General features: G+C 46.0%; 21 protein-coding genes. 9 read left to right on the top strand and 12 right to left on the bottom strand.

Annotation, left to right across the window (positions count from 1 at the left end):
- Positions 1-29: 29 nt before the first annotated feature.
- From nudE to FLM53_RS24130, 3 genes are all read right to left on the bottom strand, one after another.
- Entirely contained in the window at positions 30-581 is a 552-nt protein-coding gene (gene nudE / locus FLM53_RS08585) for an ADP compounds hydrolase NudE (protein WP_176680704.1), read from the bottom strand.
- 298 nt (positions 582-879) lie between these two features.
- Positions 880-1464 carry a Fe-S biogenesis protein NfuA gene (gene nfuA, locus FLM53_RS08590; protein WP_026084098.1) on the bottom strand — a complete coding sequence of 195 codons (585 nt, stop codon included), beginning with the start codon at positions 1462-1464 and terminating at the stop codon, positions 880-882.
- Between the two features lie 109 nt (positions 1465-1573).
- Positions 1574-2287, bottom strand: coding sequence for a ComF family protein (locus tag FLM53_RS24130; protein ID WP_176680705.1), 714 nt, complete (start codon positions 2285-2287; stop codon positions 1574-1576).
- A gap of 93 nt (positions 2288-2380) precedes the next feature.
- Here FLM53_RS24130 and bioH point away from each other — a divergent pair, with 93 nt between their 5' ends.
- Positions 2381-3157, top strand: a complete 777-nt coding sequence (bioH, locus tag FLM53_RS08600; protein ID WP_176680706.1) for a pimeloyl-ACP methyl ester esterase BioH — start codon at positions 2381-2383, stop codon at positions 3155-3157.
- A gap of 339 nt (positions 3158-3496) precedes the next feature.
- On the top strand, positions 3497-3970 hold the full coding sequence (locus FLM53_RS08605) for a hypothetical protein (protein WP_017063078.1): 474 nt from the start codon (positions 3497-3499) through the stop codon (positions 3968-3970).
- Positions 3971-4221: 251 nt separating this feature from the next.
- Here the strand turns inward: FLM53_RS08605 and FLM53_RS08610 are convergent, their stop codons facing one another.
- Entirely contained in the window at positions 4222-6552 is a 2331-nt protein-coding gene (locus tag FLM53_RS08610; RefSeq protein ID WP_176680707.1) for a Tex family protein, read from the bottom strand.
- Between the two features lie 662 nt (positions 6553-7214).
- On the bottom strand, positions 7215-7694 hold the full coding sequence (gene greB / locus FLM53_RS08615) for a transcription elongation factor GreB (RefSeq protein ID WP_048663067.1): 480 nt from the start codon (positions 7692-7694) through the stop codon (positions 7215-7217).
- Between the two features lie 177 nt (positions 7695-7871).
- On the opposite strand from greB, the gene ompR reads away from it, so the two are divergent.
- Both ompR and envZ read left to right on the top strand, forming a co-directional pair.
- Positions 7872-8591 (top strand): two-component system response regulator OmpR, encoded by a 720-nt coding sequence (ompR, locus tag FLM53_RS08620; protein ID WP_008218409.1) that lies wholly within the window; start codon positions 7872-7874, stop codon positions 8589-8591.
- Positions 8592-8759: 168 nt separating this feature from the next.
- The gene (gene envZ / locus FLM53_RS08625; protein WP_176680708.1) at positions 8760-10055 is read left to right on the top strand and encodes a two-component system sensor histidine kinase EnvZ; all 1296 of its coding nucleotides are present in this window, start codon (positions 8760-8762) and stop codon (positions 10053-10055) included.
- Positions 10056-10397: 342 nt separating this feature from the next.
- Here the strand turns inward: envZ and recG are convergent, their stop codons facing one another.
- From recG to gmk, 4 genes are all read right to left on the bottom strand, one after another.
- A complete protein-coding gene (gene recG / locus FLM53_RS08630) occupies positions 10398-12476 on the bottom strand; it encodes an ATP-dependent DNA helicase RecG (protein ID WP_176680709.1) in 2079 nt (692 codons plus the stop codon).
- Between the two features lie 375 nt (positions 12477-12851).
- On the bottom strand, positions 12852-14978 hold the full coding sequence (gene spoT / locus FLM53_RS08635) for a bifunctional GTP diphosphokinase/guanosine-3',5'-bis pyrophosphate 3'-pyrophosphohydrolase (protein ID WP_017629494.1): 2127 nt from the start codon (positions 14976-14978) through the stop codon (positions 12852-12854).
- A 39-nt stretch (positions 14979-15017) separates the two neighbouring features.
- A complete protein-coding gene (gene rpoZ / locus FLM53_RS08640; RefSeq protein ID WP_009848003.1) occupies positions 15018-15290 on the bottom strand; it encodes a DNA-directed RNA polymerase subunit omega in 273 nt (90 codons plus the stop codon).
- Positions 15291-15569: 279 nt separating this feature from the next.
- Complete coding sequence (gmk, locus tag FLM53_RS08645; protein ID WP_017629495.1) at positions 15570-16193, bottom strand: guanylate kinase; 624 nt, start codon at positions 16191-16193, stop codon at positions 15570-15572.
- Between the two features lie 742 nt (positions 16194-16935).
- Between gmk and FLM53_RS08650 the strand changes: the two genes are divergently transcribed.
- The 3 genes from FLM53_RS08650 (at position 16936) to FLM53_RS08660 (ending at position 19468) form a co-directional block, all read left to right on the top strand.
- Positions 16936-18306 (top strand): NCS2 family permease, encoded by a 1371-nt coding sequence (locus FLM53_RS08650; RefSeq protein ID WP_017629496.1) that lies wholly within the window; start codon positions 16936-16938, stop codon positions 18304-18306.
- A 210-nt stretch (positions 18307-18516) separates the two neighbouring features.
- Positions 18517-18942 carry a phosphate-starvation-inducible protein PsiE gene (locus tag FLM53_RS08655; protein ID WP_026084101.1) on the top strand — a complete coding sequence of 142 codons (426 nt, stop codon included), beginning with the start codon at positions 18517-18519 and terminating at the stop codon, positions 18940-18942.
- Positions 18943-19255: 313 nt separating this feature from the next.
- Entirely contained in the window at positions 19256-19468 is a 213-nt protein-coding gene (locus FLM53_RS08660) for a cold-shock protein (protein WP_017071067.1), read from the top strand.
- Between the two features lie 284 nt (positions 19469-19752).
- Here the strand turns inward: FLM53_RS08660 and FLM53_RS08665 are convergent, their stop codons facing one another.
- The gene (locus tag FLM53_RS08665) at positions 19753-20619 is read right to left on the bottom strand and encodes a YicC/YloC family endoribonuclease (RefSeq protein WP_176680710.1); all 867 of its coding nucleotides are present in this window, start codon (positions 20617-20619) and stop codon (positions 19753-19755) included.
- Positions 20620-20867: 248 nt separating this feature from the next.
- On the opposite strand from FLM53_RS08665, the gene rph reads away from it, so the two are divergent.
- Complete coding sequence (gene rph, locus FLM53_RS08670) at positions 20868-21584, top strand: ribonuclease PH (RefSeq protein WP_019826449.1); 717 nt, start codon at positions 20868-20870, stop codon at positions 21582-21584.
- Positions 21585-21690: 106 nt separating this feature from the next.
- Entirely contained in the window at positions 21691-22332 is a 642-nt protein-coding gene (pyrE, locus tag FLM53_RS08675; protein WP_048607662.1) for an orotate phosphoribosyltransferase, read from the top strand.
- Positions 22333-22454: 122 nt separating this feature from the next.
- Here pyrE and lpxL read toward each other — a convergent pair whose 3' ends face one another.
- Complete coding sequence (gene lpxL, locus FLM53_RS08680) at positions 22455-23435, bottom strand: LpxL/LpxP family Kdo(2)-lipid IV(A) lauroyl/palmitoleoyl acyltransferase (protein WP_176680711.1); 981 nt, start codon at positions 23433-23435, stop codon at positions 22455-22457.
- A 39-nt stretch (positions 23436-23474) separates the two neighbouring features.
- The gene (gene slmA, locus FLM53_RS08685) at positions 23475-24065 is read right to left on the bottom strand and encodes a nucleoid occlusion factor SlmA (RefSeq protein ID WP_004741428.1); all 591 of its coding nucleotides are present in this window, start codon (positions 24063-24065) and stop codon (positions 23475-23477) included.
- Positions 24066-24173: the final 108 nt, after the last annotated feature.

Consider the following 24173-nt stretch of genomic DNA (forward strand, 5'->3'; position numbering starts at 1 on the left):
TCTCTTACTCTTCGAGTGCGCTTATGGCTTTAATTATTATTGAGTGATCGAAGGGTCAATAGTAGGGCGGTAATACTGCGAGCCTCACAGAAGTCGAGATGCGTTAATAGCTCTTCGGCTTGAGCAAGCGGCCAGCGCACAATGTCCAGTGGTTCAGGTTCATCACCTTCTAGCTTCTCTGGGTAGAGGTCTTCTGCTATAAACAGCGTCATTTTGCTAGAAAAGTAAGAGGGAGCGAGGATCACTTCCTTTAGTGGAGTGAGTTTGTTGGCACCAAAGCCAATCTCTTCTTTGAGTTCACGAACTGCGGCTTCACTAGGTTGTTCACCTGGGTCAATCAGTCCTTTCGGAAAGCCGAGCTCATAGCGTTCAGTACCCGCTGCATATTCACGCACTAATAGAATATCGCCTTGTTCAGTAATCGGAACCATCATTACTGCGTTGCGCCCGCTAGGCTTCATGCGTTCGTAAGTTCGCTCTTCACCGTTTGAAAAGCGTAAGTCGAGAGACTCGATAGAGAATAGTTTTGATTGAGCGACAGTTTGCTGAGCCAAAATTTCTGGCTTGGTCCTTTTTGTCATTGCGCTCGCTCCTTAGCTCATTGGAATTCTTTCTTATAAAGTCATTCTAATATAGGGGAAATGACGTTGAGTTCCTAGATCCGAGTTTTCATATCCGAGAATTATTGAAGCAGGAACCGATTGCGATCACTTGAATACCTTACTCAAGATGGTAACGAGGCGAGAATATCGGTGAGGAGCATAAGGAATACAAGCGCATAGGAAGCCTGGATTAGAGTGTGTATGCTCAGCCCGAAAACAAAAAAGGTTGATGCTTGCGCATCAACCTTTCAAATAACGACTAACACTAAATCAGTGATTAGTAGTAAGAGTGCTCACCACGATCGTGCTCAGTTGCATCACGAACAGCAGTCAGTTCACCTTCGAATTGTTGAAGAAGTTCTTTTTCGATGCCTTCTTTTAGAGTCACATCAACCATAGAACAACCGTTACAACCGCCGCCGAATGCTACGATAGCAGCACCGTCTTCAGTGATTTCTACCAAGCTAACGTGACCGCCGTGACCAGCAAGTTGTGGGTTAACTTGTGTTTGAATTGCGTACTCAACACGTTCTAGAAGCGGCGCATCGTCTGATACTTTACGCATCTTAGCGTTTGGTGCTTTAAGTGTTAGTTGAGAGCCCATTTTGTCTGTAACGAAGTCGATTTCAGCTTCGTCTAGGAACGGTAGGCTTAGCTCATCTACGTATGCAGAGAAAGCTTCGAACTTAAGCTCTGTGTCAGATGCTTCAATCGCATCTGTTGGGCAGTAAGAAACACCACACTCAGCGTTTTGTGTACCTGGGTTTACCACGAACACACGAATGTTTGTACCTTCAGGCTGCTGTGACAGCAGATTGGCAAAATGAGTTTGAGCTGTTTCTGTAATAGTAATATTTGACACGACGAATACCTGAGTAAATTTGTAGGCTATTAGCGCCATTCTACTCCTGTCAGATTTGTAATTCAGCCCTTTTTTGTTGGATTGCTGTACAAGTAGCGACTCACACCAGTTATCCAGAGGGCTCAGGAGTGCGGCAGATGCAGTAAATATCAATCCTTTTCACCCCTACTTCAAGTAGTAATTGGCATAATTGATACACAGTACTGCCTGTGGTTACAACATCATCAATTATCGCGACGTGCGAATAATCCGTCGCTGAAAAGTTTAAATTTTTCAGAACGAAAGCGTCTTTCAGATTACTTTTTCTTGCCGACTTGGTGAGCCCTTGTTGGGAAATCGTTGAGCGGGTTCGTCTAAATAAAACGGCATTTTTGATGTTGAGCTCGTGAGCGGTGTAACGCGCCAATAACTCACTCTGATTAAAGCCACGATGAATGTACCTTTGCCAATGCAGTGGGACACTCGTCAGCAACGATGCGGGCTCTTCAATCCGTGACGCTAATAACTTCGACAAGTCGCGAGCAAACCAGAACTTATCCGCGTACTTCATTTGTTGAATATAACCAGCGGTTGGAAAGGTGTAATCGCCGACACAATAGAGGCGATGCCAAGGTGGTGGCTTTGATAAACACTCACCACACTGCTCAACGGTGGTGACAGTTCTTAAGCCACATCGCTGGCAGCGAGGTGCTGGCTCAAAGAGTGTGAGACAAGAATTGCACCATCGAGGATGTGTATTACTAGGACATTTATCTAGCTTACACAGGTGGCATTGAGGTGTGACCAGACGTGGTGTGTGTTTTTGTAGCCAATCGGATAACATAGCTCGCGATGCTTTTGGGTTATGGTGTTCCTTTTGCTCACCATACTGAAAAGCGCAGTTTATCGCTGATGGAAAAAGTAGGGAATATTGAGAATGAGTGACGCGTTGTATTGGCATGTTTCAGGGCAGGGACCCGATTTGGTATTGGTTCATGGTTGGGGAATGAACGGTGCGGTATGGCAGCAAACCGTGAATGCGTTAGAGGCCGATTTCCGAGTACATGTTGTCGATTTGCCAGGGTACGGACACAGTTCTCATTGTCATGCTCAAGATCTTGAAGAGATAGCTCAACAACTGTTGGCCGAAGCGCCAAAGCAGGCGATTTGGGTCGGTTGGTCACTCGGTGGTTTGGTTGCGACGCACATGGCGCTGCATCATTCAGATTACGTGAGCAAATTAGTGACGGTTGCGAGTTCGCCGAAATTTGCTGCCGCAAAAGAGCCAGTATTATGGCGAGGTATTCAACCAAATGTATTAACCGCTTTCACCGAACAGCTGGTGGAAGATTTCCAAACCACCATCGAACGCTTTATGGCATTGCAAACCATGGGCAGTCCGTCAGCAAGACAAGATGTCAAACAGCTCAAGCAAGCGGTACTGTCTCGCCCGCTGCCTAATCCTGATTCGTTATTAGCTGGCTTAAAGATGTTGTCTGATGTTGACCTGCGTGAACAGCTACCTGAGATCTCCGTGCCTATGCTTCGCTTGTATGGTCGGTTAGATGGACTCGTGCCAATCAAGGTCGCCAAAGATTTGGGTACAGCCTTGCCTCATACTGAGCAATACATCTTCACTCAGTCTTCGCATGCTCCGTTTATGACCGAAGCGGATGCCTTTTGCAGTGAGCTTGTCAGCTTCGCACAAAAATAATTGCTAAATATATATCCGGCTTGGTCGATATATAAGCTAATACCAATCACAGTAAGTAAGTGTTCAACAATAGCGTAGGAAAAAGGCTTGAGAACAAGGCAGAGCTTTTTGATAAGTAGTTATTCTACAATCAAAAGTTCTAACGCCGTTATCGAGCGTTTTAACAAGCTAGGGTGAGCAGTTATTTACTACGATTGGTATAACACCAATGCACTGCATGATACTCAGACCTAACTCTCTCCAGAGCTGATTGCGGTAAGTTGGGCTATGCCTGTTGTGCGTTCTCGGTACAACAGTGCTATGGCAATAGTGATGGGCGATTCTTGAGGAGAGTTCGCGATGATTGTGTCACCTGCAACTGCAGTGAGTGTGCCACTAATCGCCCCGTCCGTTAATGTGCAAACAGAGCAAGTTGCGCGTGATAATAGAGTCCGAGAGCCTGTTGCTCCCGCAGTAGCATTGGCGAGAACCAATGCAGAGCGTAAGGTAAAATCAGACGATAAACGAAGGCAGCAGTCGGCTTGGGACCCTTCAGACCATCCAGGTTATGAAATGGAGAACGAGTCAGAGGCCAATTCGGTTAGCCAAGAAGAGCCACAAGACCCTTTTGATAGGCTGTTCAGCTTATTGGCACTGAAAACATACAGTGCTGATCAAGGCAAAGGCTATACCATGCGTTTCCGCCTGCCAAAGCATGTTTTAGATGCGGCGATTCAGGAAGGACAGATGGAGAAACGACGTAAGGTCATAAAGTATCATTATGGTCATGCTGTTGCGCCTCATGCTCCGTCAGAGATGTTAGTCGTATTATGATTATACTCTTCATACTTGAAGCCGCAGCGTTGTTAACTGCGTAAGTTCACCCTAATCACATAGAACCCCTATGCTCATAGGGCTGAACTTACTTGTTGCCTAGCTGCAGCTACAATTATTTTGAGTATAAAGACGAAGGATACAACCAAACTTCGATGTCTTTTTTGAACACATAATAAAAAAACCTGCATACCCTAAGGGATGCAGGTTTTCTGTTTTTAAGCTAACCCGTTTTTCGATGAGCTAATGGATTACTTTTTCGCTTTTGCAAAAGCAGCGGCAAATGCGCCACCCATTGCGGCATTTTGTTGTGGCTCTTCACGACGGCGTTGGCCACCTTGTGAGTTTTGATTCGAGCGGTTTTGTGTGCGAGGTGCACTTGAACGTTGAGCACGGTTGTCTTGTCCCGGTTCGTCCTTCATACGCATGCTTAGTGCAATACGTTTACGCTGAACATCCACTTCCATCACTTTCACTTTCACGATGTCGCCCGCTTTCACCACTTCACGTGGGTCAGAAACAAAGCGATCGGTGAGCGCTGAAATATGAACTAAGCCATCTTGGTGAACACCAATATCAACGAAGGCACCAAAGTTGGCCACGTTCGATACCACGCCTTCTAGAATCATGCCCGGTTCTAGATCTGAAACGCTGTTTACGCCATCAGCGAAGGTTGCAGTCTTGAACTCAGGGCGAGGGTCGCGTCCCGGTTTATCTAACTCTTTGATGATGTCGGTGACCGTTGGAACACCAAAGTTTTCATTGGTGTAATCAATCGCGTGCAAACCACGTAAGAAGTCGGTGTTACCTACCAGAGATTTGATGTCTTTCTGGTTTTTCTCAGCGATGGTTTTCACCACAGGGTAAGCTTCCGGGTGAACCGATGATGCATCTAACGGGTTCTTACCATCCATAATACGTAGGAAACCAGCACACTGTTCAAAGGCTTTTGGCCCCAAGCGAGCAACTTTCTTCAGCGTAATACGAGCTTCGAAGCGACCATTCTCATCACGGAAATCCACGATGTTCTGAGCGATAGTGCTAGAAAGACCCGCTACGCGAGTAAGTAGCGCGGCAGACGCAGTATTCACATCAACACCTACGGCGTTTACACAGTCTTCGACGATCGCATCTAGGCGCTTAGCAAGCATGGTTTGGCTAACGTCATGTTGGTATTGGCCCACACCGATCGATTTAGGGTCAATCTTCACTAGTTCTGCCAATGGGTCCTGTAGACGACGAGCGATAGACACCGCGCCACGGATTGATACGTCCATGTTCGGGAATTCTTTCGCCGCTAATTCAGACGCTGAATAAACCGATGCACCTGCTTCGCTAACAATGATTTTTTGCGCTTTTAGGTTGCCGCGTTTAATTACGTCAGCCACAAAGCTGTCGGTTTCGCGTGAAGCCGTACCGTTTCCAATCGCAATTAGGTCGACATTAAACTGACGAACCATCTGCTCAACAACGTGTGCTGATTTGTCGTATTGCTTTTGTGGTGGGTGAGGGTAAATAGTTTCTGTCGCGAGAACCTTGCCGGTTGAATCCACAACGGCGATTTTCGAACCGGTACGTAAACCTGGATCCAAGCCTAATGTGGCACGAGGGCCAGCAGGTGCAGCCATTAGCAGGTCTTTAAGGTTGGTCGCGAATACTTCAATCGCTTCGATCTCAGCACGCTCTTTCATTGCGCCCATTAACTCGGTTTCCATGTGCATCGAAACCTTGATGCGCCATGCCCAGCTGATCACTTGCTTACGCCAGGCATCTGCTGGTGCGCTGCTTAGGGTAATGCCGTAGTGATCAGAGATGATGTTCTCACAGTAAGAACCACGTACACCTTCTTCTTGCTCTGGGTCTGCGTTCATCGCCAGTGTTAGGAAGCCTTCATTTCGGCCACGTAGCATTGCAAGCGCACGGTGAGACGGTACTTTGCTCAGAGCTTCGTTGTGCTCGAAGTAGTCTTTGAACTTCTCACCTTCGTTCTCTTTGCCTGCTACAACACGAGCACCAAGCTCTGCATTGCGGTTTAGGTGTTGGCGGATCTTCTCAAGCAGGTTCGCGTCTTCTGCAATGCGCTCCATGATGATCGCACGTGCGCCATCGAGTGCTGCTTTGGTATCGGCAATGCCTTTGTCGTTGCTAATAAAGTTAGCAGCTTCGGTTTCTGGATCGTGCTGTGGTTCAGTCCATAGTGTATCGGCAAGTGGCTCTAGGCCTGCTTCAATTGCGATCTGACCTTTGGTGCGACGCTTTGGTTTGTAAGGCAGGTATAAATCTTCTAGGCGAGTCTTGCTGTCAGCCTGAGTAATATCACGCTCAAGTTCTGGCGTGAGTTTCCCTTGGTCTTGAATCGATTTAAGAATCGTTTGGCGGCGATCATCAAGTTCGCGAAGGTAAGAAAGGCGACTATCAAGGTTACGTAGTTGGGTATCGTCTAAGCCACCCGTGACCTCTTTACGGTAGCGGGCAATAAAGGGAACGGTGTTACCGTCGTCAATTAGGTTTACTGCGGCGGTGACTTGCTCTGAACGAACATTCAGTTCTTCAGCAATCAGTCGACAGATAGCTTGGCTCATCCGATGAATCTCTTATTTAATATCGTGACAATTACATGGGGGTGAGCGTACGCTTTTTCTAGCTTTGGCTGTGTAATTATCCTGTCAGAAGTCGAATTTCCGTTTGTGATACCCACTTTGTGCGAGATCTCTTACAAGTGATGTGCGACTAAGTCACTTTAAACCGATGAAATCGTCTTAAGATTAACTTAAGTTACTGATTTTATTGTGTTGAGTGTTTGAGGGCATATTTCTCATCTGAAATGTTTTTTGGGACTATCTAGGAAATAGCGTCGTTTCCCGTAATATTTAACTTGTCGACAGGGAGTTGGCAGGAACAGGAAAAAGCCTAATGGACTAGGTATCTTCAGGATGAAGATTTGATTACTTAGGATGAGTGGTCAGCAAGGAAGTGATAATCTCTGGATGAGATTCGCCAGTCAGGATGACAGGCTAGAATGGACACCGCTAGGATGGCGATGAACAAAAAGGAAATTGGTTAAAGGATTTAGCCACTATCAAGGAAAGATGCAGGGAGCACCTTATCTCGAAGAGATAAACAGTAGCCGGATTGCTGCGATAGAGACTTAACCCCGCTAGGCGAAAGCCTTGCGGGGTTTTCTTTTATCTGGCGTTTGTAATGTCAGCGACGGGTTTATCGCTGCCTACCAATCCGATAGACGTTAGCTTTCAGCGTAGCGAATTGAGTTAACGAACCACTCTTTTTCGCCTTCTGGGGTTCTTACCGTAAATTCGTCATCCACTTCTTTCTTTAGCAGCGCACGCGCCATCGGCGAATCGATAGACACGTAGTTTTTCACGCCGCCATAGATCTCATCAGGGCCAACAATGCGGAATGTTTTGGTGTCGCCATCGTCGTTTTCGATCTCGACCCAAGCTCCGAAGAACACTTTACCTTCTTGCTGTGGTGAGTAATCCACAACTTTTACCTGATCAAGACGTTTTCTTAGATAGCGAACGCGGCGATCGATTTCTCGAAGGCGTTTTTTGTTGTACTGATAGTCGGCATTTTCGCTGCGATCGCCAAGGCTTGCAGCCCAAGTCACTTTCTTGGTGACCTCTGGACGATCTTCTCGCCACAAAAAGTTAAGCTCTTTTGTGAGTCTTTCATAACCCTCACGAGTGATTAGGTTTGTTTTCATAAATCTGACTTAATGAAATGATGTTCTAAGATAGAATATATAGAAAGGCAACATACGTTAACAATTCTTTAGGCGACTTTTTCTCCAAGAATGTTACATTTTTAATGTCTTATACCAATACACATTTACCAAGAATGCTTAACCTTAGGTTTGAGCTTTAATAGGTGGAACCATTACATGCAAGAAAACTACAAAATTTTAGTGGTCGATGACGATGCTCGTTTACGTGCTTTGTTAGAGCGCTATCTGTCAGAGCAAGGCTTTCAAGTGCGTAGCGTGGCAAACAGTGAGCAGATGGACCGCCTGTTAACCCGTGAAAACTTTCACTTGATGGTATTGGACTTAATGTTGCCGGGCGAAGATGGTCTTTCGATCTGTCGTCGTCTAAGAAACGCAAACAACTCGCTACCTATCCTGATGCTGACGGCAAAGGGTGACGAAGTGGATCGTATTGTGGGCTTGGAAGTGGGTGCCGATGATTACCTACCAAAACCATTCAACCCACGTGAACTGCTTGCTCGTATCAAAGCGGTACTGCGTCGCCAAGTGATTGAAGCGCCGGGTGCACCAAGCACAGAAGAGTCTGTGGTTGAGTTTGGTGAGTTCCGCTTGAACCTAGGTACGCGTGAAATGTTCCGCGGTGAAGAGCCAATGCCGCTTACTTCAGGTGAATTTGCGGTACTTAAGTCGCTAGTGACTAACGCGCGTGAGCCAATGTCTCGCGATAAGCTGATGAACATGGCTCGTGGCCGTGAGTATTCAGCAATGGAACGCTCTATCGATGTTCAGATTTCACGTCTGCGTCGTCTAGTGGAAGAAGATCCAAGCAAACCTCGCTACATCCAAACGGTGTGGGGCTTGGGTTACGTGTTCGTTCCAGATGGTAAGGCTGTGTAAGTCAGCTTAATAAGCTCTACAGCAGCTTTATCGATTCTGTCATTCAGAATTCTCTATTTACGGGCCATCTCATTAATATGTGATGGCCCGTTTTCTATTCAGCACAATGGTTTAGAGTTATAGTTTCTATTATGTCTCTGTTTCTCCTCCTTTCACTTTAGGTTTTCTATGCGCATACGTAGCTCCTTTACTCAGTCGATAGTGCTTTTCTTAACGCTATTGGTTGCTAGCCAAATTTTTTCTTACTACGCCGTGTTTAACTACGCTTTGATGCCGAGTTTGCAGCAGTTTAATAAGATATTGGCACATGAGTTAAACCTCGTATTGGACCAAGGCAGTGATATCGAAATTGATGCACCGCTGCGCCAGCGTGTACTTGAGCAGCTAGGGGTAACCGTTCATGCCAAGGACAGCGAAGCCGCGGGCGAGTATTACCATGCAGTAGCGATTGACCTGATGAGTGAGGAGATGACCAAAGAGCTCGGTTCCGAAACCGAAGTGCGGTTGATTCTCGGCAAAGAGAGTTATGTGTTGTGGATGGATATCGATCAGCTTCCTAACTCTTTGATTCGTATTCCGCTGTCTGAACTGCAAGAAGAAGATTTCGCGCCGCTATTTCGTAACAGTTTGATCATGGCAATGTTGATTGTCGCAGGTGGCTGGCTGTTCATCCGATTGCAAAACCGCCCGTTGATTGCGCTAGAGAAAGCCGCACAAGGGGTTGGGCGCGGTGACATTCCGCCGCCATTGCCAGTGCAAGGTGCACAAGAGATTCGCTCGGTAACTCGTGCCTTCAACCAAATGTCGAAAGGCATACAAGAACTGGAAGAAGATAGGGCTCTCTTGATGGCAGGTATCAGTCATGATTTACGTACTCCATTAACGCGTATTCGCTTAGCGACTGAGATGATGTCGCCAGAAGATGGTTACTTAGCAGAAGGGATCATCAGTGATACTGAAGAGTGTAACGAGATCATCAGTCAGTTTATGGACTACCTAAAGCCAGTCGATCGTGAATCGTTTCAAGCGGTATTCGTCGATGATATTGCACGTGAGGTGTCGAGCTCAGAAGGCGGCTATGAGGTTCAGATAGAAACCGATATTCCGGAAAGCATGAAACCTGCACTAGGCAATCCGATCGCAATGAAGCGTGCTGTGAGTAACTTGGTGGTGAACGCGCTGCGTTACGGTAATGGTTGGGTCAAGGTATCAACTGGCATGACAGCGGATAACAAACTGGCTTGGGTAACGGTAGAAGATAACGGTCCGGGTATCCCACAGGACCAAATTGGTAAGTTGTTTGAACCGTTTACGCGTGGTGACACAGCCCGTGGCAGTGAAGGGACAGGTTTAGGCTTGGCGATTGTGAAACGTATTGTCAGCCAACATCAAGGTGCTGTGGTGGTTAATAATCGCAGTGAAGGTGGTTTAAAAGCGCAGATCAGTTTCCCAGTAAAGCCTTAGGTTTTATTGAGTAGTTGGGGAGTTGAATATAGATCCCCGATTCGGTCATTCTTCCCTCTCGAGGATGACGGTGTGATAAGTATTCAGGTTCATTAAGCGCAAACGGTGTGCTTAACCTTGAAGCTCTTTCTTATTATGTAGAACTAACGCCAGAGAAAGAGGTTGAGTAAGACTGGTGGTAAAATCTGAGTCGGACGATGCCTATCCGCAACCTTTCGTCATTCCCTATCGTGAGGAACGAACGAGTAGGGAATCTCGCTCTTGGTTTATTAAAGTAATGTGTATTAAAAAGGCTTCCTTGTGGAAGCCTTTTTACGTTTTAAGCGGGAATATGAGGGCTAATTACGCCTTAGAATACACATCGCGTTCACCCAACCAGCGATTGATGATCGCCTTGGCGTTGTCTGGGTAGCTATCATGAATATGACGCGCGATACGCTGCACTTCAGGAATTAAACGTTGGTCACGAACTAAGTCGGCAATCTTAAAATCAGCCAAGCCTGTCTGTTTAGTGCCAAGTAGCTCACCGGGGCCGCGGATCTCTAAATCACGCTGCGCTATCACAAAGCCATCGTTACTTTCACGCAGCACACCTAAGCGCTTCTGAGCGGTTTTAGACAGCGGTGAGTGATACAGCAATACACAGTGACTTGCGACCGAGCCTCGGCCAACACGGCCTCGTAATTGGTGCAGTTGTGCTAGGCCAAGACGCTCTGGGTTTTCGATGATCATTAAGCTCGAATTCGGAACATCCACACCGACTTCAATCACCGTCGTCGCAACCAATAGGTGAAGTTTGTTCTCTTTGAACTCCTGCATCACCGCTTGTTTCTCAGCTGGCTTCATTCGTCCGTGTACCAAACCTATTTTCACATCAGGCAGTTTTCGTTGCAGCTCTTCAGCAGTATCAGCCGCAGCTTGCGCTTCTAATACTTCGGATTCATCAATCAGCGTACATACCCAATAAGCTTGTTTGCCCTCGTTAAGACACGCATTACGCACGCGCTCAACAATGTCATCACGCTTGGTATCTGGAATTGCCACGGTTTGAATAGGTGTTCGACCCGGCGGTAGCTCATCAATGATTGAGGTTTCGAGATCGGCATAGGCCGTCATTGCTAGTGTTCGTGGAATTGGCGTTGCAGTCATCACCAATTGGTGAGGGTAGTAACCTTGTTTTGCGCCTTTCTCGCGCAGCTCTAGTCGCTGGTGGACACCAAATCGGTGCTGCTCATCAATGATGACCAAACCAAGGTTTTTGAACTCGACATGCTCTTGGAATAGGGCATGAGTACCGACAACCATCTGCGCTTCGCCACTGGCAATGCGCGCCAGTTCAGTCTCACGAGCCTTACCTTTGAGTTTACCTGCTAGCCAACCTACTTGAATGCCCATGGCTTCAAACCAGTTGGAAAAATTGATCGCGTGCTGCTCTGCCAATAGCTCAGTTGGGGCCATCAAAGCGACTTGTTGACCATGCTCTAACGCTCGAACTGCCGCCAACGCAGCAACCAAGGTTTTACCTGAACCTACATCCCCTTGCACTAAACGCATCATAGGGTGAGGTTTTTCCAAATCAGCTTCGATCTCTTTAGTCACTCGTGCTTGAGCATTGGTTGGAGAAAACGGCAGCTGAGCCAGCAATTTATCTTTCAGAGTATTTACTGGAGGAAAAGGCATCGCTTTGTCTTGCTGCCCTTTGCTGCGAACCGACAGCATAGACAGGTTTTGAGCCAGCAACTCTTCCATAATCAAGCGCAGTTGCGCGGGGTGCTTACCTTCATCAAACAGCTCTAGGTCAATGCCCGGAGGTGGTCTGTGAATGGTATGCAGTGCTTGTGCGAGAGTAATTTGGTGATCGTATAAGCCAGAGGGCAGAAGCTCGTTGACGGCTGCTTTGTCGATCAGTTCTAACGCTTGATCAGTCAGATTACGCAGCGTGACTTGTCTCAGCCCTTCAGTAGTTGGGTACACCGGAGTCAGATTTGCTTCAACGTCTGGCTGCTGCCTTGGGGCAAAGAATTTGTAATCAGGGTGGACGATCTCAAGTCCCATATTTCCGCGCTTGATCTCGCCATAGGCGTGGACTTGTTTGCCTTCGGCAAAGTTGTTCTTCATACCTGCGGTAAAGTTGAAAAAGCGCAGAGTAATGGTGCCGTTACCATCACTGATCTTTACCGCCAACATCTTACGTTTGCCGAAAATGGTATCGACGTGCATGACCTTGCCTTGTACTGCAGCCCAAAGGCCTGCATGTAGTTTTACGATTGGGTAGATACGTGTTCGATCTTCGTAGCGTAAAGGTAGGTGAAACAGTAGGTCTTGTACATTGTTAAGCCCAACCTTTTCCAGTTTCTCTGCGACTTTAGCGCCGACTCCAGATAAAGAGTTGAGAGGGATAGCAGATAAAAGCTGTGACATAACAAGGCTCATAAACGTAAGAGAGATAATCTATTCAAGCATTTTACTGGGTTTTTGTACAGGATAAAGCGAAAGAGCAGATACGGGATGCGGGTAAACGAGATTCGAAGAGATTAAGAGCAAAGAGGAGTTTGGAGTTATCGAGGAATGAAAGAACAGGGCAGTACAAAAAATTAAAGCAGACTCGAAATACGAAAGGTTGAGTGGTGAAAAGCTTTTGCTCTTCGCATCTCGAGACTCGTATCTCTCATCTGCCTTATCGCTTTATCTATCGATATTCAAAAAACTAAATCAGATGTGGAGCCAAGATAGTGAGTCACGAAGTCTTTTGCTCTTCGCATCTCGCCATCTCGAATCCCTCATCTGCTCTATTAGCTAGTTCTTACGACGCCTTACTTTCAGCGCGTGTGGCATCACACGTAGCTTCTTCATAATGCTCGCAAGGTGAACACGATCTTTAGTAGTCAGCAAGATTGTCACTGTGTACAAGCGTCCATCACGTTCTTCGGTTGAAATACCGTGAATGTTAGAGCCTGTTTTCGAGATAACGTTAGTTAACTCAGCCAGTGCACCTTGGTGGTTCTGCAGATCAACCTGAAGCTCAGCTGTGAACTCTTGGTCGTAATCGTCAGACCATTCCACCGCCATGTACTTATCTGGTTCTTTCTGGTAACCACGAACGTTTGGACACGTTTCACGGTGAACCACAAGGCCACGACCCGGAGATACATGGGCAATGATGTGATCATCAGGAATCGGGTGACAACAGTTAGCGAATGTCAGCAGTAAACCTTCAGCACCACGGATCGGAAGTTTCTTCCTAGGTGTATCGCTGTTGTTTTCCACTTCAGTCAGTTCGTCAGCATCACCAAGTAGGCGACGAGCAATAACGATACTCATCAGCTCACCAAGACCAATTGATGCCAGCAAGTCTTCAACGTTATCTAGGCGTAAGTCTGACAATACATGCTCAAGGTTCTCTTGGCCGATATCGGCAATAGAGTGTTCACCAAGTGCGTGATTCAGTAGACGACGACCTAGCGTAATTGACTCTTCACGGCGCATCGTTTTCAGAACCTGACGGATCTTAGTACGCGCACGTGATGTTACTACGTAGTTGAGCCATGCAGCATTCGGACGTGCGCCCGGAGCACTGATGATCTCAATGGTTTGACCGTTCTTCAGCGACTTGCTGAGTGGGTAAGGGTTCATGTCTACACGAGCACCCACACACATGTTGCCGACATCGGTATGCACCGCGTAAGCAAAATCGACCGCTGTTGCGCCAGCAGGAAGTTCGACAATGCGACCCTTCGGCGTGAACACGAAGATCTCATCTGGGAACAGATCAGATTTAACGTTTTCAATGAATTCGAATGAGTTACCTGCGCTTTGTTGAAGTTCAAGTAGGCTCTGCATCCAACGTTGTGCTTTAACCTGTGCGGTTGTGCCATTACTGCTGCGTGAGCCATTGCCTTTGTAAGACCAGTGCGCCGCGACACCTTTGTCTGCCATTTGATCCATATCTTCAGTACGGATCTGAACCTCAACAGGCACCCCGTGAGGGCCGATCATTGATGTGTGCAGAGATTGGTAGCCGTTGGCTTTTGGTACCGCAATATAATCTTTCATGCGGCCAGGACGAGGCTTGTACAGGCTGTGAGCCTGACCAAGTACGCGATAACAAGTATCTGGGGTATCAACCACTACGCGGAAAGCGTAGATGTCCATAATGGTGTGGAAGCGCTGCTCTTTGGTTTTCATCTTGTTGTAGATGGAGAACAGGTTCTTTTCACGACCAAGTACGCGAGCAGGCAAACCGACTTCTTCAAGACGGCCTTCGATTTCGCTATGGATACGTTGGATCATTTCCTTACGGTTACCACGCGCAGCTTTCACTACGTTTTTCAGTACGCGATAACGGTTAGGGTAGAGGGCTTCGAAGCCCAGCTCTTCTAGTTCGGTCTTGATGTTATGAATACCAAGACGGTGAGCTAGCGGAGAATAGATCTCTAGGGTTTCACGAGCAATACGACGCTTTTTGTCAGGACGAAGTGCCCCAAGCGTGCGCATGTTGTGAGTACGGTCAGCTAATTTGATCAAGATAACGCGGATGTCTTGCACCATGGCGAGAACCATCTTACGGAAGTTCTCTGCTTGCGCTTCTTTGCGATCACGAAATTTAAGCTTATCCAGCTTAGATACACCATCAACCAATTCAGCAACGGTATTGCCGAATTTTTCCTCTAGGTCTTCTTTAGTGACATCACAGTCTTCAATCACATCATGAAGTAGAGCAGCTTGCAGGGTTTCGATATCCAGACGCATTTCTGCCAGGATTCTTGAAACAGCTACAGGGTGGATAATGTATGGTTCACCGCTTGAGCGGGTTTGCCCTTCATGGGCGTCTCTCGCTACCACATAAGATTGACGCAGAGCCTCAATTTGAGGCTCTGTTAGGTATTCTTGGGCAACGTCTTTGAGGCTATCGAATAGATACAAATTAAAGGCCCGGAAGGTTAATTAGTTCGAATGACGTTATTAACGAGTGTGAGCGATGCTGCTTACTGCTGCAAGTTCAGCCGCTTCTTGCTCTTGTTGCTCTTGACGCTCACGAGCATCTAGTACGTCTTTAGTGATAAGACCTTCTTCGATTTCGCGAAGAGCGATAACCGTTGGCTTATCGTTTTCTTCAGGCACTAGTGAATCTTTACCGCCAGTTTGCATTTGACGTGCGCGGCGAGCCGCAATAAGAACTAGGTCGAAACGGTTGCCAACTTTTTCAACAGCGTCTTGAACAGTTACGCGTGCCATGAGGACTCCAAATAGTAATTAACTAATAAATTTTTGATGACGAGAAAGTATACAAGTTTAACTAGAGACTTTCTAGATCACCGTATACTTATCTCAATGGAAAATCCAGTTATACCAATCACAGTAAATAAGTGCTCAGAGATAGCGCCGGAAAAAAGTTTGAGAACAAGGAAGAATTTTTCGATAAGTAGTGACCCTACAATCAAAAATTCTAACGACGTTATCAGGCTTTTTCACAAGCTAGAATGACCAGTTGTTTACTACGATTGGTATCAGAGATTATTCCGCCAGTAGTGCTGTAAGCATGCCGCTGTATTTAGCTGCTTGCTTATCTTCTTTCAAACGCTCCGCACGAATGATTGCTCTGAAGTCCATTAGGGCTGCATCAAAGTCATCATTCACGATCACATAGTCATACTCACTGTAGTGAGAAATTTCAGACTTTGCTTCGCTCATGCGTTTCGCAATAACTTCGTCGCTGTCTTGACCACGAACGTTTAGACGACGCTCTAGCTCACCATTTGATGGTGGAAGAATGAATACACTCTTCGCTTGAGGCATCTGTTCACGGATCTGACGAGCACCTTGCCAGTCGATATCTAGGAATACATCGATACCGCGGTCTAGGTTTTCTTCAATCCAAACGCGTGAAGTACCGTAGTAGTTGCCGAATACTTCAGCGTACTCTAGGAACTCACCTTTATTGATCAGGTCTTCGAAGTGGTGCTTCTCTACGAAGTGGTAGTGAACACCATTTTCTTCACCAGGGCGCATACCGCGAGTGGTGTGTGAAACAGATACCTTCATTGCGTAGGTTGGATTGGTTTCTAGCATTGCTGAGATCAAGCTCGACTTACCTGCGCCACTAGGTGCAGATACGATGTAAAGAGTACCTTTGCCCATCTGTATATTTCCACTGTTGGTTGGATTGAGTGAAGGCGATAAACCGACACTATAAAAGATAGCACTGACCTTAATTGTTGTACCGATGGTTACGTCTATAAAGGGATAACGAGTAAAACTAATAGAAGCAACTGGTGAAATTTAGGTCAGAAAAATGGAGGCGAAGAGTAGCATATTTAGATGATTGAGAACAACTGGCTTGATCGTTATTTATTAGCGAATGATCTTCTCGACGATCTTTGTAGAAATGTAATGACTGGTCATCGGTACTTTTTTATGTGATCTGGACAAAATTTGTTGAAGTTTTAATCTCAATCCTTACAATCCGCGCAAACGATTAAATGCTGTATATATCTAGGGTCTGTTGACCTTTCGCGATGGAGTTTTGTTCGAGAAAAAATAGTTTTAGGCGCGGCAAGGAGTTTGTAGCCTAGTATTCTAAGTAAAGACTCCTTAACAAAGCATAAAACGATTTTAGCCGAACCCTTCGGGCAGCGTTTGTTGGTGATTTCTACTGCGTTATCGACTTCTTATGTAGGCTAGCTATACTTCAAAGTCTCTGCCTTGTAGAAATCCCCAACAACTCGCTGCAAAAATCATCTCGAAGGGCCAACAGACCCTGCTAGACTAGATGTTTCTACTACCGAGCCTACCTTGGTGACTACAGTTTTTAGTGTAGAGACCTCTCTATTCTCACAGCATTTGAATCACCAAGTTCTTAATTTATTGCAAAGGTTTTGTTGTGAGTACCGATTCCACCCTGAAAGCCCAGAACACCTCTGGATCGCTTGATTCGATGTTTAAAATCACTGAAAGAAAAACCACTATTGGCACTGAGCTGTACGCAGGTTTCATTACTTTCTTGGCAATGAGCTACATTCTGGCGGTGAACCCAGCGATTTTGGGTGACATTCCAGGCATGGATAAAGGTGCCGTGTTTACTGCGACAGCTCTGTCTGCGGCTATCGCGACCCTAATCATGGGTATTTGGGGTAACTACCCAGTAATGCTAGCACCAGGCATGAGCATGAACGGCTTCTTCAAAGGTTTACTACTAAGCGGTTCGGTAGCTGTGCTTTGGAATGAAGCACTGTTTGGTATCTTCCTTTCCGGTATTCTTTACCTCGCGTTCTCGTTAACCAATATCCGTAAATCGATGATTGAGTCGATTCCGGAAGATTTGAAGTTGGCGATTACGGTTTCTCTCGGTTTGTTCATTGCTTTCTTAGGTCTTAAGAATGCAGGCATCATTGTTTCAAACCCATTCGTACTGGTTGGCTTAGGTGATATTTCCGATCCAAAAGTGATCATCGCTTACGTGAGTATCTTCATCGCACTTGGCTGTATGGTTCGTGACATTAAGTTGGCGACCTTCATCTCGTTCGTTTCAGCTATTGTGTTGACCATTCTTGCTGACGTATTCATGGGTACATCAAATGCACCAATCCCAGAGCAGCTAGTTGCGATGCCGCCGAGCATGGCGGGTAGCTTCGGTGCCATTTTTGATTTCTCGGCTTTCACACCTGAGAAAATGTTTGACCTATTGTTCATCGTGCTTATCTTCCTGATTGTCGATTTCTTCGATGGCTTGAGTACGATTGTTGGTGTTGGTCGTGATGCGGGTATCATCGATAAAGACGGCAAGGTGCCAAATGCGAAGTCAGCTCTAGTGGCGGATGCGGGTGGTACGGTGATTGGTTCGATTCTTGGTACCACATCGATCACCGCGTTCTCTGAGTCTGGTATCGCTTCTTCTCAAGGTGCGAAGACGGGCTTAGCGGCAGTGATGGTTGCAGGTTTGTTTCTAATCTCGCTATTCCTATACCCAATCTTCTCTATCTTCTCGGCAGCTATGGTTGCGCCTGCGATGGTAGTAGTGGGCATCTACATGGTAGGTCGTCTTGGTCAGATCAACTGGGAAAAGAAAGAGTCACGTATTGCAGCCTTCTTCACTATCATGTTCACAGTATTAAGCTTCTCACCAGCAAACGGTATGGCGATGGGCTTCATCAGCTACGCATTCACTATGGTTGTCGCGGGCAAGCGCAAAGAAGTTCACCCACTAATCTACGGACTGTGTGTGGTGTTCTTAACTTATCTGATTCTGCTATAAGGCAGCTCGGTAGGTAGCGTTTGTTAAGAACAGGCGTTAAGTAAAAGACCAATAAATGGCTCTACAGCGAATGTAGGGCCATTTTTGTATTTGCCGTTTCTAGACGTGTAACTGGTGGCGTTATCCTAAAGTCGATGCTTTGAGAGTACGCGACTTATATTGATGCATGCTATTGTAGAGACTGGATTAATTATTTTTTGAAGAGTGACTATGCCTTCTCACTTACCTAAATCTTTTAGTAAGCCGTTTTTAAAAGTATTCCATATTATGGAAGCGGTGCTGCTGGTGGCGATCACACTGGCGACACTGTTCGCGATGGTCGAAGAGTTCATGCATGTCTTCGCTGAACGCCGAGTGCAACTGACCGATATTCTGTTGATGTTTATCTATCTCGAAGTGTTGGCCATGGTTCAGCAGTTTGTGGTGAATGGTAAGATTCCTGTTAGGTACCCTATCTACATCGCGATGATGGCAATTGCTCGTTACATCACTTTAGGTATGAAAGAGCTCGATGCGGTATTGATCGTTTGGTTGTCTCTAGCTGCATTTATTTTGGCAGCAGCGACGCTATTAATTCGTGTTGGACATCATTACTGGCCTTATGTGGATCTACGAACCAAGCAGCCAGATGAGTAAAATTTTGAAGGTTAAGACTTTATAAATGAAGCCCAGCGATAGCGCTGGGTTTTTCAATAAGGGGAGCTTGAGCGAAAAAACGTCGTTTTCTTTAAATAACGCTTTACAACCTAGCTAGGATCACCAAGAATGGCCTCGCTCTGTTTTCAGGGTTATTAAATGAAACATCCAGTTGTAAAGTAAAACCCTTAGTATTGCTTCATTGTTATTCTCAGTGTTTCCCTTAGCTTCATAGATACATTAAATAATTCAAGCTTTCAGCGCATCGCACTTCTTGGCGATTAATTTTTTATTTTTATATAAGGGACACATCATGTCTAACAAAGTAAACGGCGTAGTAAAATGGTTTAACGAAGAGAAAGGTTTCGGTTTCCTAACTCAAGACAACGGCGGCGCTGACGTATTCGTACACTTCCGTGCTATCGCTTCTGAAGGTTTCAAAACTCTTAAAGAAGGCCAACAAGTGTCTTTCGAAGTAGAGCAAGGCCAAAAAGGTCTTCAAGCTGCAAACGTTGTAGCTCTATAAGATTTTAAGTCGGCGCAGGTTGCAACAGCAGCTTGCGTCACTTTCTCTCAAATCTGTATCCCCCTCAGTTCCACCGTAACACCCCCTTCAAAAAACGCTTAAATCCTTCTGCTACACTCGTTTCTCTGTTCTATCTGTAGCTGTATCTATCCTTCGATCTAAAAAATCTCCTGCGTAACTTATTGCTCACTGACTTACCGAGATTGTTATTGTTGTATCCATAAAAAAAGCCCCTAAAACTAGGAGCTCATTTTTAGTGAATCAAGACTGCTATTAACAGACTGTTATTCAATGTTTTGGATCTGCTCACGCATCTGTTCGATAAGAACCTTCAGCTCTACACCAGAGGCTGTGATGTCTGTGCTGATAGATTTAGACGCTAGCGTGTTTGATTCACGGTTGAACTCTTGCATCATGAAGTCTAGCTTACGGCCACAAGCGCCACCTTTCTTCAATACTGCATTGGCTTCTTTCACGTGAGAATCTAGACGGTCTAGCTCTTCGGCTACGTCTGACTTCTGTGCTAGTAGGATAAGCTCTTGTTCAACGCGAGAACCTTCAAGCTCAATCTTCGCTTCTTCAAACTTGTTAAGCAGACGCTCACGTTGCCATTCTAAGATCTCAGGCATGCGTGCACGAACTTTCACTACTTCTTCAGTGATTGCATCCAAGCGCTGTACGATTAGCGCCTTCATGTTTTCACCTTCGCGAGCACGAGCATCAATGAACTCTGCAATAGCATCGTTGAATGCGTCTAGCAGGTCTTTGTTGATAGCATCCATGTCTTGCTCTGGAGTTTCCATCACACCAGGCCAGTTCATTACTTGGAATGGGTTCAAACGGCTGTCTTCGCCAGTCATGGTCATTACTTGGTTAGCAGCGTTAATTACTTGCTGTGCTAAACCTTCGTTGATGCTTAGCTCACCTTTAGCGGCTGGGTTTGCTTCGAAGCGTAGGTTACATTCAACCTTACCGCGAGCTAGACGCTTACGGAAACGCTCACGCAAGATTGGCTCTAAACCACGGAACTGTTCAGGCATACGGAAGTAAGTTTCTAGGTAGCGTTGGTTTACACTACGGATTTCCCATACTGCTGTACCCCAATCGCCTTTTACTTCTTTGCGCGCGTACGCGGTCATACTATAAATCATCGAATTTTCCTGTCTTTTATCATTCTGAAAATAACGCGCACGCATAGTATCACGATACGAGTTGCACCCGAAGTCGATTGATTTTCACTATAAATAGCCTTTCAAGATAAATAGCTTTGAACGGCAAATAGATTTGAAAGATAAACTGCTATATAATCTTGCCCCAATCAAAACTGTCTCACCCCTTTCTTAGGTGATGCACTCTTTCGATAGTAAATCACTTCAGACTGTTAATAAGGTAGATACCAATGCGTCCAAATGACCGCGCTGTAGATCAAATTCGTCCAATTAAAATTACTCGTAACTACACAGCTTATGCTGAGGGTTCTGTATTAGTTGAGTTCGGCAACACTAAAGTTCTATGTAATGCGACGGTAGAAGAAAACGTACCGCGTTGGTTGAAAGGTCAAGGTAAGGGTTGGGTAACCGCTGAATACGGCATGCTGCCACGTGCAACGCACACTCGTAACCGTCGTGAAGCGGCGAGCGGTAAGCAAGGCGGTCGTACGATGGAAATCCAACGCCTGATCGCGCGCAGCCTACGTGCTGTTGTTGACCTGAAAGTAATGGGTGAAATCATGATCACTGTCGATTGTGATGTTATCCAAGCAGACGGCGGTACACGTACTGCTTCTATCTCAGGTGCAAGTGTAGCAATGGCTGATGCTATCAACAGCCTACTAGCAAGCGGCAAACTGAAAAAGAACCCAATGAAAGGCCACGTAGCGGCAGTTTCAGTGGGCATCGTTGGTGCACAAGCACTGTGTGACCTTGAGTACGTTGAAGACTCAGCAGCCGATACCGACATGAACGTTGTAATGACGGAAGACGGTAAGATGATTGAGATTCAAGGCACCGCAGAAGGCGAACCGTTCAGCCACGAAGAGCTGATGCAGCTTTTAGCCCTGGCAAATAAGGGCATTGCCGATATTGTTGAAGCGCAGAAGTCGGCGTTAGCAGAATAGTTTTTAGATAGCTCCTTTCATAAGGGGCTATTTTTTTGTCTGTAAAACTCGAAAGGGTAGTGCAGAGCGTAAGTTAAGTTTTATTGAATAAACGTAGAGGAAGAACATGAAAGCATATCAACGTGAATTTATTGAATTTGCACTAGAGAAAGAAGTACTTAAGTTTGGTGAGTTTACTTTAAAGTCTGGCCGTAAGAGCCCTTACTTCTTCAATGCTGGATTGTTTAATACAGGTCGTGACCTAGCACGCTTAGGTCGCTTCTACGCAGCGGCATTGGCTGATTCAGGTATTGAGTTCGATGTACTATTTGGCCCTGCATACAAAGGTATCCCAATCGCGACGACAACAGCGGTTGCACTGGCAGATCACCACGATGTGGATACGCCTTACTGCTTTAACCGTAAAGAAGCGAAAGACCACGGTGAAGGTGGCAACTTAGTCGGTAGTGCTCTTGAAGGCCGTATCATGCTGGTGGACGATGTGATCACTGCAGGAACTGCAATTCGTGAGTCGATGGAAATCATCCAAGCGAACGGTGCTGATCTAGCGGGTGTTCTTGTTGCTATCGACCGTCAAGAGAAAGGTAAAGGCGAGCTGTCTGCAATTCAAGAAGTTGAACGCGATTTCGGTTGTGCAATCATCTCAATCGTTAGCCTGACTGACCTTGTGACTTTCCTTGAAGAGAAAGGCACAGATGCAGCACATCTAGAATCTGTAAAAGCGTACCGCGCTCAATACGGCATCTAATATTTGATGTCTTGAATCTTAAGATTTAGAGCTTCAAACAGAAAGGCCCGAGAGATAAATATCTTTCGGGCCTTTTACTTTTCTATTGAGGTGAGCTGCTTTCTTACCTGAAGATAGGTGCTCTATTTGTAACGAATGCCGCGTTCAGCTTCTGGATCTTCCATAGTCTTGAATCGCTTGTGTAGCCACATCCATTGCTCTGGAGCGCGTAAGATAATCTTCTCTAGGTAGCTGTTCATGTAAGCCGCCGCCGCTTTCTCATCTTTTTGCGGATAGTTATCTTCGATCGACTCGTCAGCCATGATTTCATACTTGCCATCGGCATTTCTAAAACCTGAACCCGGAACAAGTGCACATCGGCTGGTGTACGCAAGAATGCTGGTGCCTGTTGTCGTACACGCATCTTCTACTGCGAAGAAAGGCACAAATACAGACTTGTTACGACCGTAATCATGATCCGGCAGATAGAAAAGGATCTCACCCTGACGCAGAATTCGAATCATGCGTTTCACGTCTTTTCGGTGAATCAGACGGTTGCCGTTTTGAGTGCGACCACGGTATTGAATGAACTCATAAGCTGGGTTGTTGTGCGGGCGATAAACACCTAAACCTGAAATACCAAGAACAGCCATTGCTCGTGCCGTGATCTCTAGGTTTAAGGCATGCACACAACACAGAAGAACACCTTTGCCGTTGGCTTTATGTGTACGCAGCATTTGAGTGTCTTTGTCTACTAAGATTCGTTTAAAGCGCCACGTCGGCCAGAACCAAGTAATCCCAGTTTCGATCAGTGCCATACCTGTATTCTTAAAGTTCTCACTCACCATAGCCGCGACTTCGTCTACTGGTTTATCTGGGAAGGCAAGCTCTAGGTTACGTGTTGCTACTGCCACACGTTTTTTACCATAACGAGCACCAAGAGAGCCTAACGAGCGACCTAGCAGTAACAAGATACGGTAAGGTAGAACGTTAACGATAAGTGCCAATAGCCCAAAGCCGAACCAAACACCCCAATATTTAGGGTGGAGTAGCGCCAGAGTAAAAGGCGGCTTAGTAATAACGTGTTGTGCAGTGCTGCTTGTCGGAGAAGTTTTCGTCGTCATAACCATCACTTAAAATTTGATTGCTACTTACTTTGATTGCTACTTAATCTGAGCGCTTAGCAGAGCCCAGTAAGCATCAAAGTTTTCTGTCGGTTGATATTTGAAGTCTGAGCGAACAAAGCGATTCAAGCTGCCTTCAACCTGACCTAGCAGTTGGGCGGCTAAAATTTTCTCATCAACCGGGAATGACTTCCCTTCACGAAGCTTTCTTTCACGCAGGATTTGGCGAAGTTGCGTTTCAATGCGTTCGAAAAGTTGATTGATGCGGTCGCGTAGGCGTTCATTTTCAAACATTAGAGCATGACCAGACAAAATTCGAGTCAGGCCTGGGTTACGTTCTGAGAAAACTAAGATCAGTTGTAATACTAGGCGAATGCGCTCTAGCGTGTCTTTCTCTTCATCCAGAATACGGTTGATTCGAGACATCAACGCTTCTTCAATGAACTCGATTAGGCCTTCAAACATGCGAGCTTTGCTTGGGAAGTGGCGGTATAACGCAGCTTCAGAAACACCCACTTGCTTGGCCAACTTTACCGTTGTGATACGAGAAGCACCTTCGGTCGATTCCAACATTTGTGCGAGAGCTTGCAGGATTTCTTCACGACGGTTTGATTTTCGAGTACCAGCCATCTATTTACTTCCTTTCCTAAAGATGAGGATTGAGTGAAGAAGGATTATAAACACCATTCAATTCTGTTTCCTAGTTTTGTAAGACCTAGGTCAACAGAATCGAGAGGT

This window comes from Vibrio sp. Scap24 (assembly GCF_013394185.1).
Taxonomy (GTDB): Bacteria; Pseudomonadota; Gammaproteobacteria; order Enterobacterales; family Vibrionaceae; genus Vibrio; species Vibrio pomeroyi.

Excerpts from the sequence above, each read along its gene's own strand:
- slmA (WP_004741428.1), bottom strand. The coding sequence starts at position 24,065 with ATGGCTGGTACTCGAAAATCAAACCGTCGTGAAGAAATCCTGCAAGCT.
- rph (WP_019826449.1), top strand. The coding sequence starts at position 20,868 with ATGCGTCCAAATGACCGCGCTGTAGATCAAATTCGTCCAATTAAAATT.
- rpoZ (WP_009848003.1), bottom strand. The coding sequence starts at position 15,290 with ATGGCACGCGTAACTGTTCAAGACGCTGTTGAAAAAGTTGGCAACCGT.
- nudE (WP_176680704.1), bottom strand. The coding sequence starts at position 581 with ATGACAAAAAGGACCAAGCCAGAAATTTTGGCTCAGCAAACTGTCGCT.
- recG (WP_176680709.1), bottom strand. The coding sequence starts at position 12,476 with ATGTCACAGCTTTTATCTGCTATCCCTCTCAACTCTTTATCTGGAGTC.
- FLM53_RS08665 (WP_176680710.1), bottom strand. The coding sequence starts at position 20,619 with ATGATTTATAGTATGACCGCGTACGCGCGCAAAGAAGTAAAAGGCGAT.
- envZ (WP_176680708.1), top strand. The coding sequence starts at position 8,760 with ATGCGCATACGTAGCTCCTTTACTCAGTCGATAGTGCTTTTCTTAACG.
- lpxL (WP_176680711.1), bottom strand. The coding sequence starts at position 23,435 with ATGACGACGAAAACTTCTCCGACAAGCAGCACTGCACAACACGTTATT.
- FLM53_RS08605 (WP_017063078.1), top strand. The coding sequence starts at position 3,497 with ATGATTGTGTCACCTGCAACTGCAGTGAGTGTGCCACTAATCGCCCCG.
- greB (WP_048663067.1), bottom strand. The coding sequence starts at position 7,694 with ATGAAAACAAACCTAATCACTCGTGAGGGTTATGAAAGACTCACAAAA.
- FLM53_RS08655 (WP_026084101.1), top strand. The coding sequence starts at position 18,517 with ATGCCTTCTCACTTACCTAAATCTTTTAGTAAGCCGTTTTTAAAAGTA.
- FLM53_RS08660 (WP_017071067.1), top strand. The coding sequence starts at position 19,256 with ATGTCTAACAAAGTAAACGGCGTAGTAAAATGGTTTAACGAAGAGAAA.
- ompR (WP_008218409.1), top strand. The coding sequence starts at position 7,872 with ATGCAAGAAAACTACAAAATTTTAGTGGTCGATGACGATGCTCGTTTA.
- pyrE (WP_048607662.1), top strand. The coding sequence starts at position 21,691 with ATGAAAGCATATCAACGTGAATTTATTGAATTTGCACTAGAGAAAGAA.
- gmk (WP_017629495.1), bottom strand. The coding sequence starts at position 16,193 with ATGGGCAAAGGTACTCTTTACATCGTATCTGCACCTAGTGGCGCAGGT.
- FLM53_RS08610 (WP_176680707.1), bottom strand. The coding sequence starts at position 6,552 with ATGAGCCAAGCTATCTGTCGACTGATTGCTGAAGAACTGAATGTTCGT.
- bioH (WP_176680706.1), top strand. The coding sequence starts at position 2,381 with ATGAGTGACGCGTTGTATTGGCATGTTTCAGGGCAGGGACCCGATTTG.
- FLM53_RS24130 (WP_176680705.1), bottom strand. The coding sequence starts at position 2,287 with ATGTTATCCGATTGGCTACAAAAACACACACCACGTCTGGTCACACCT.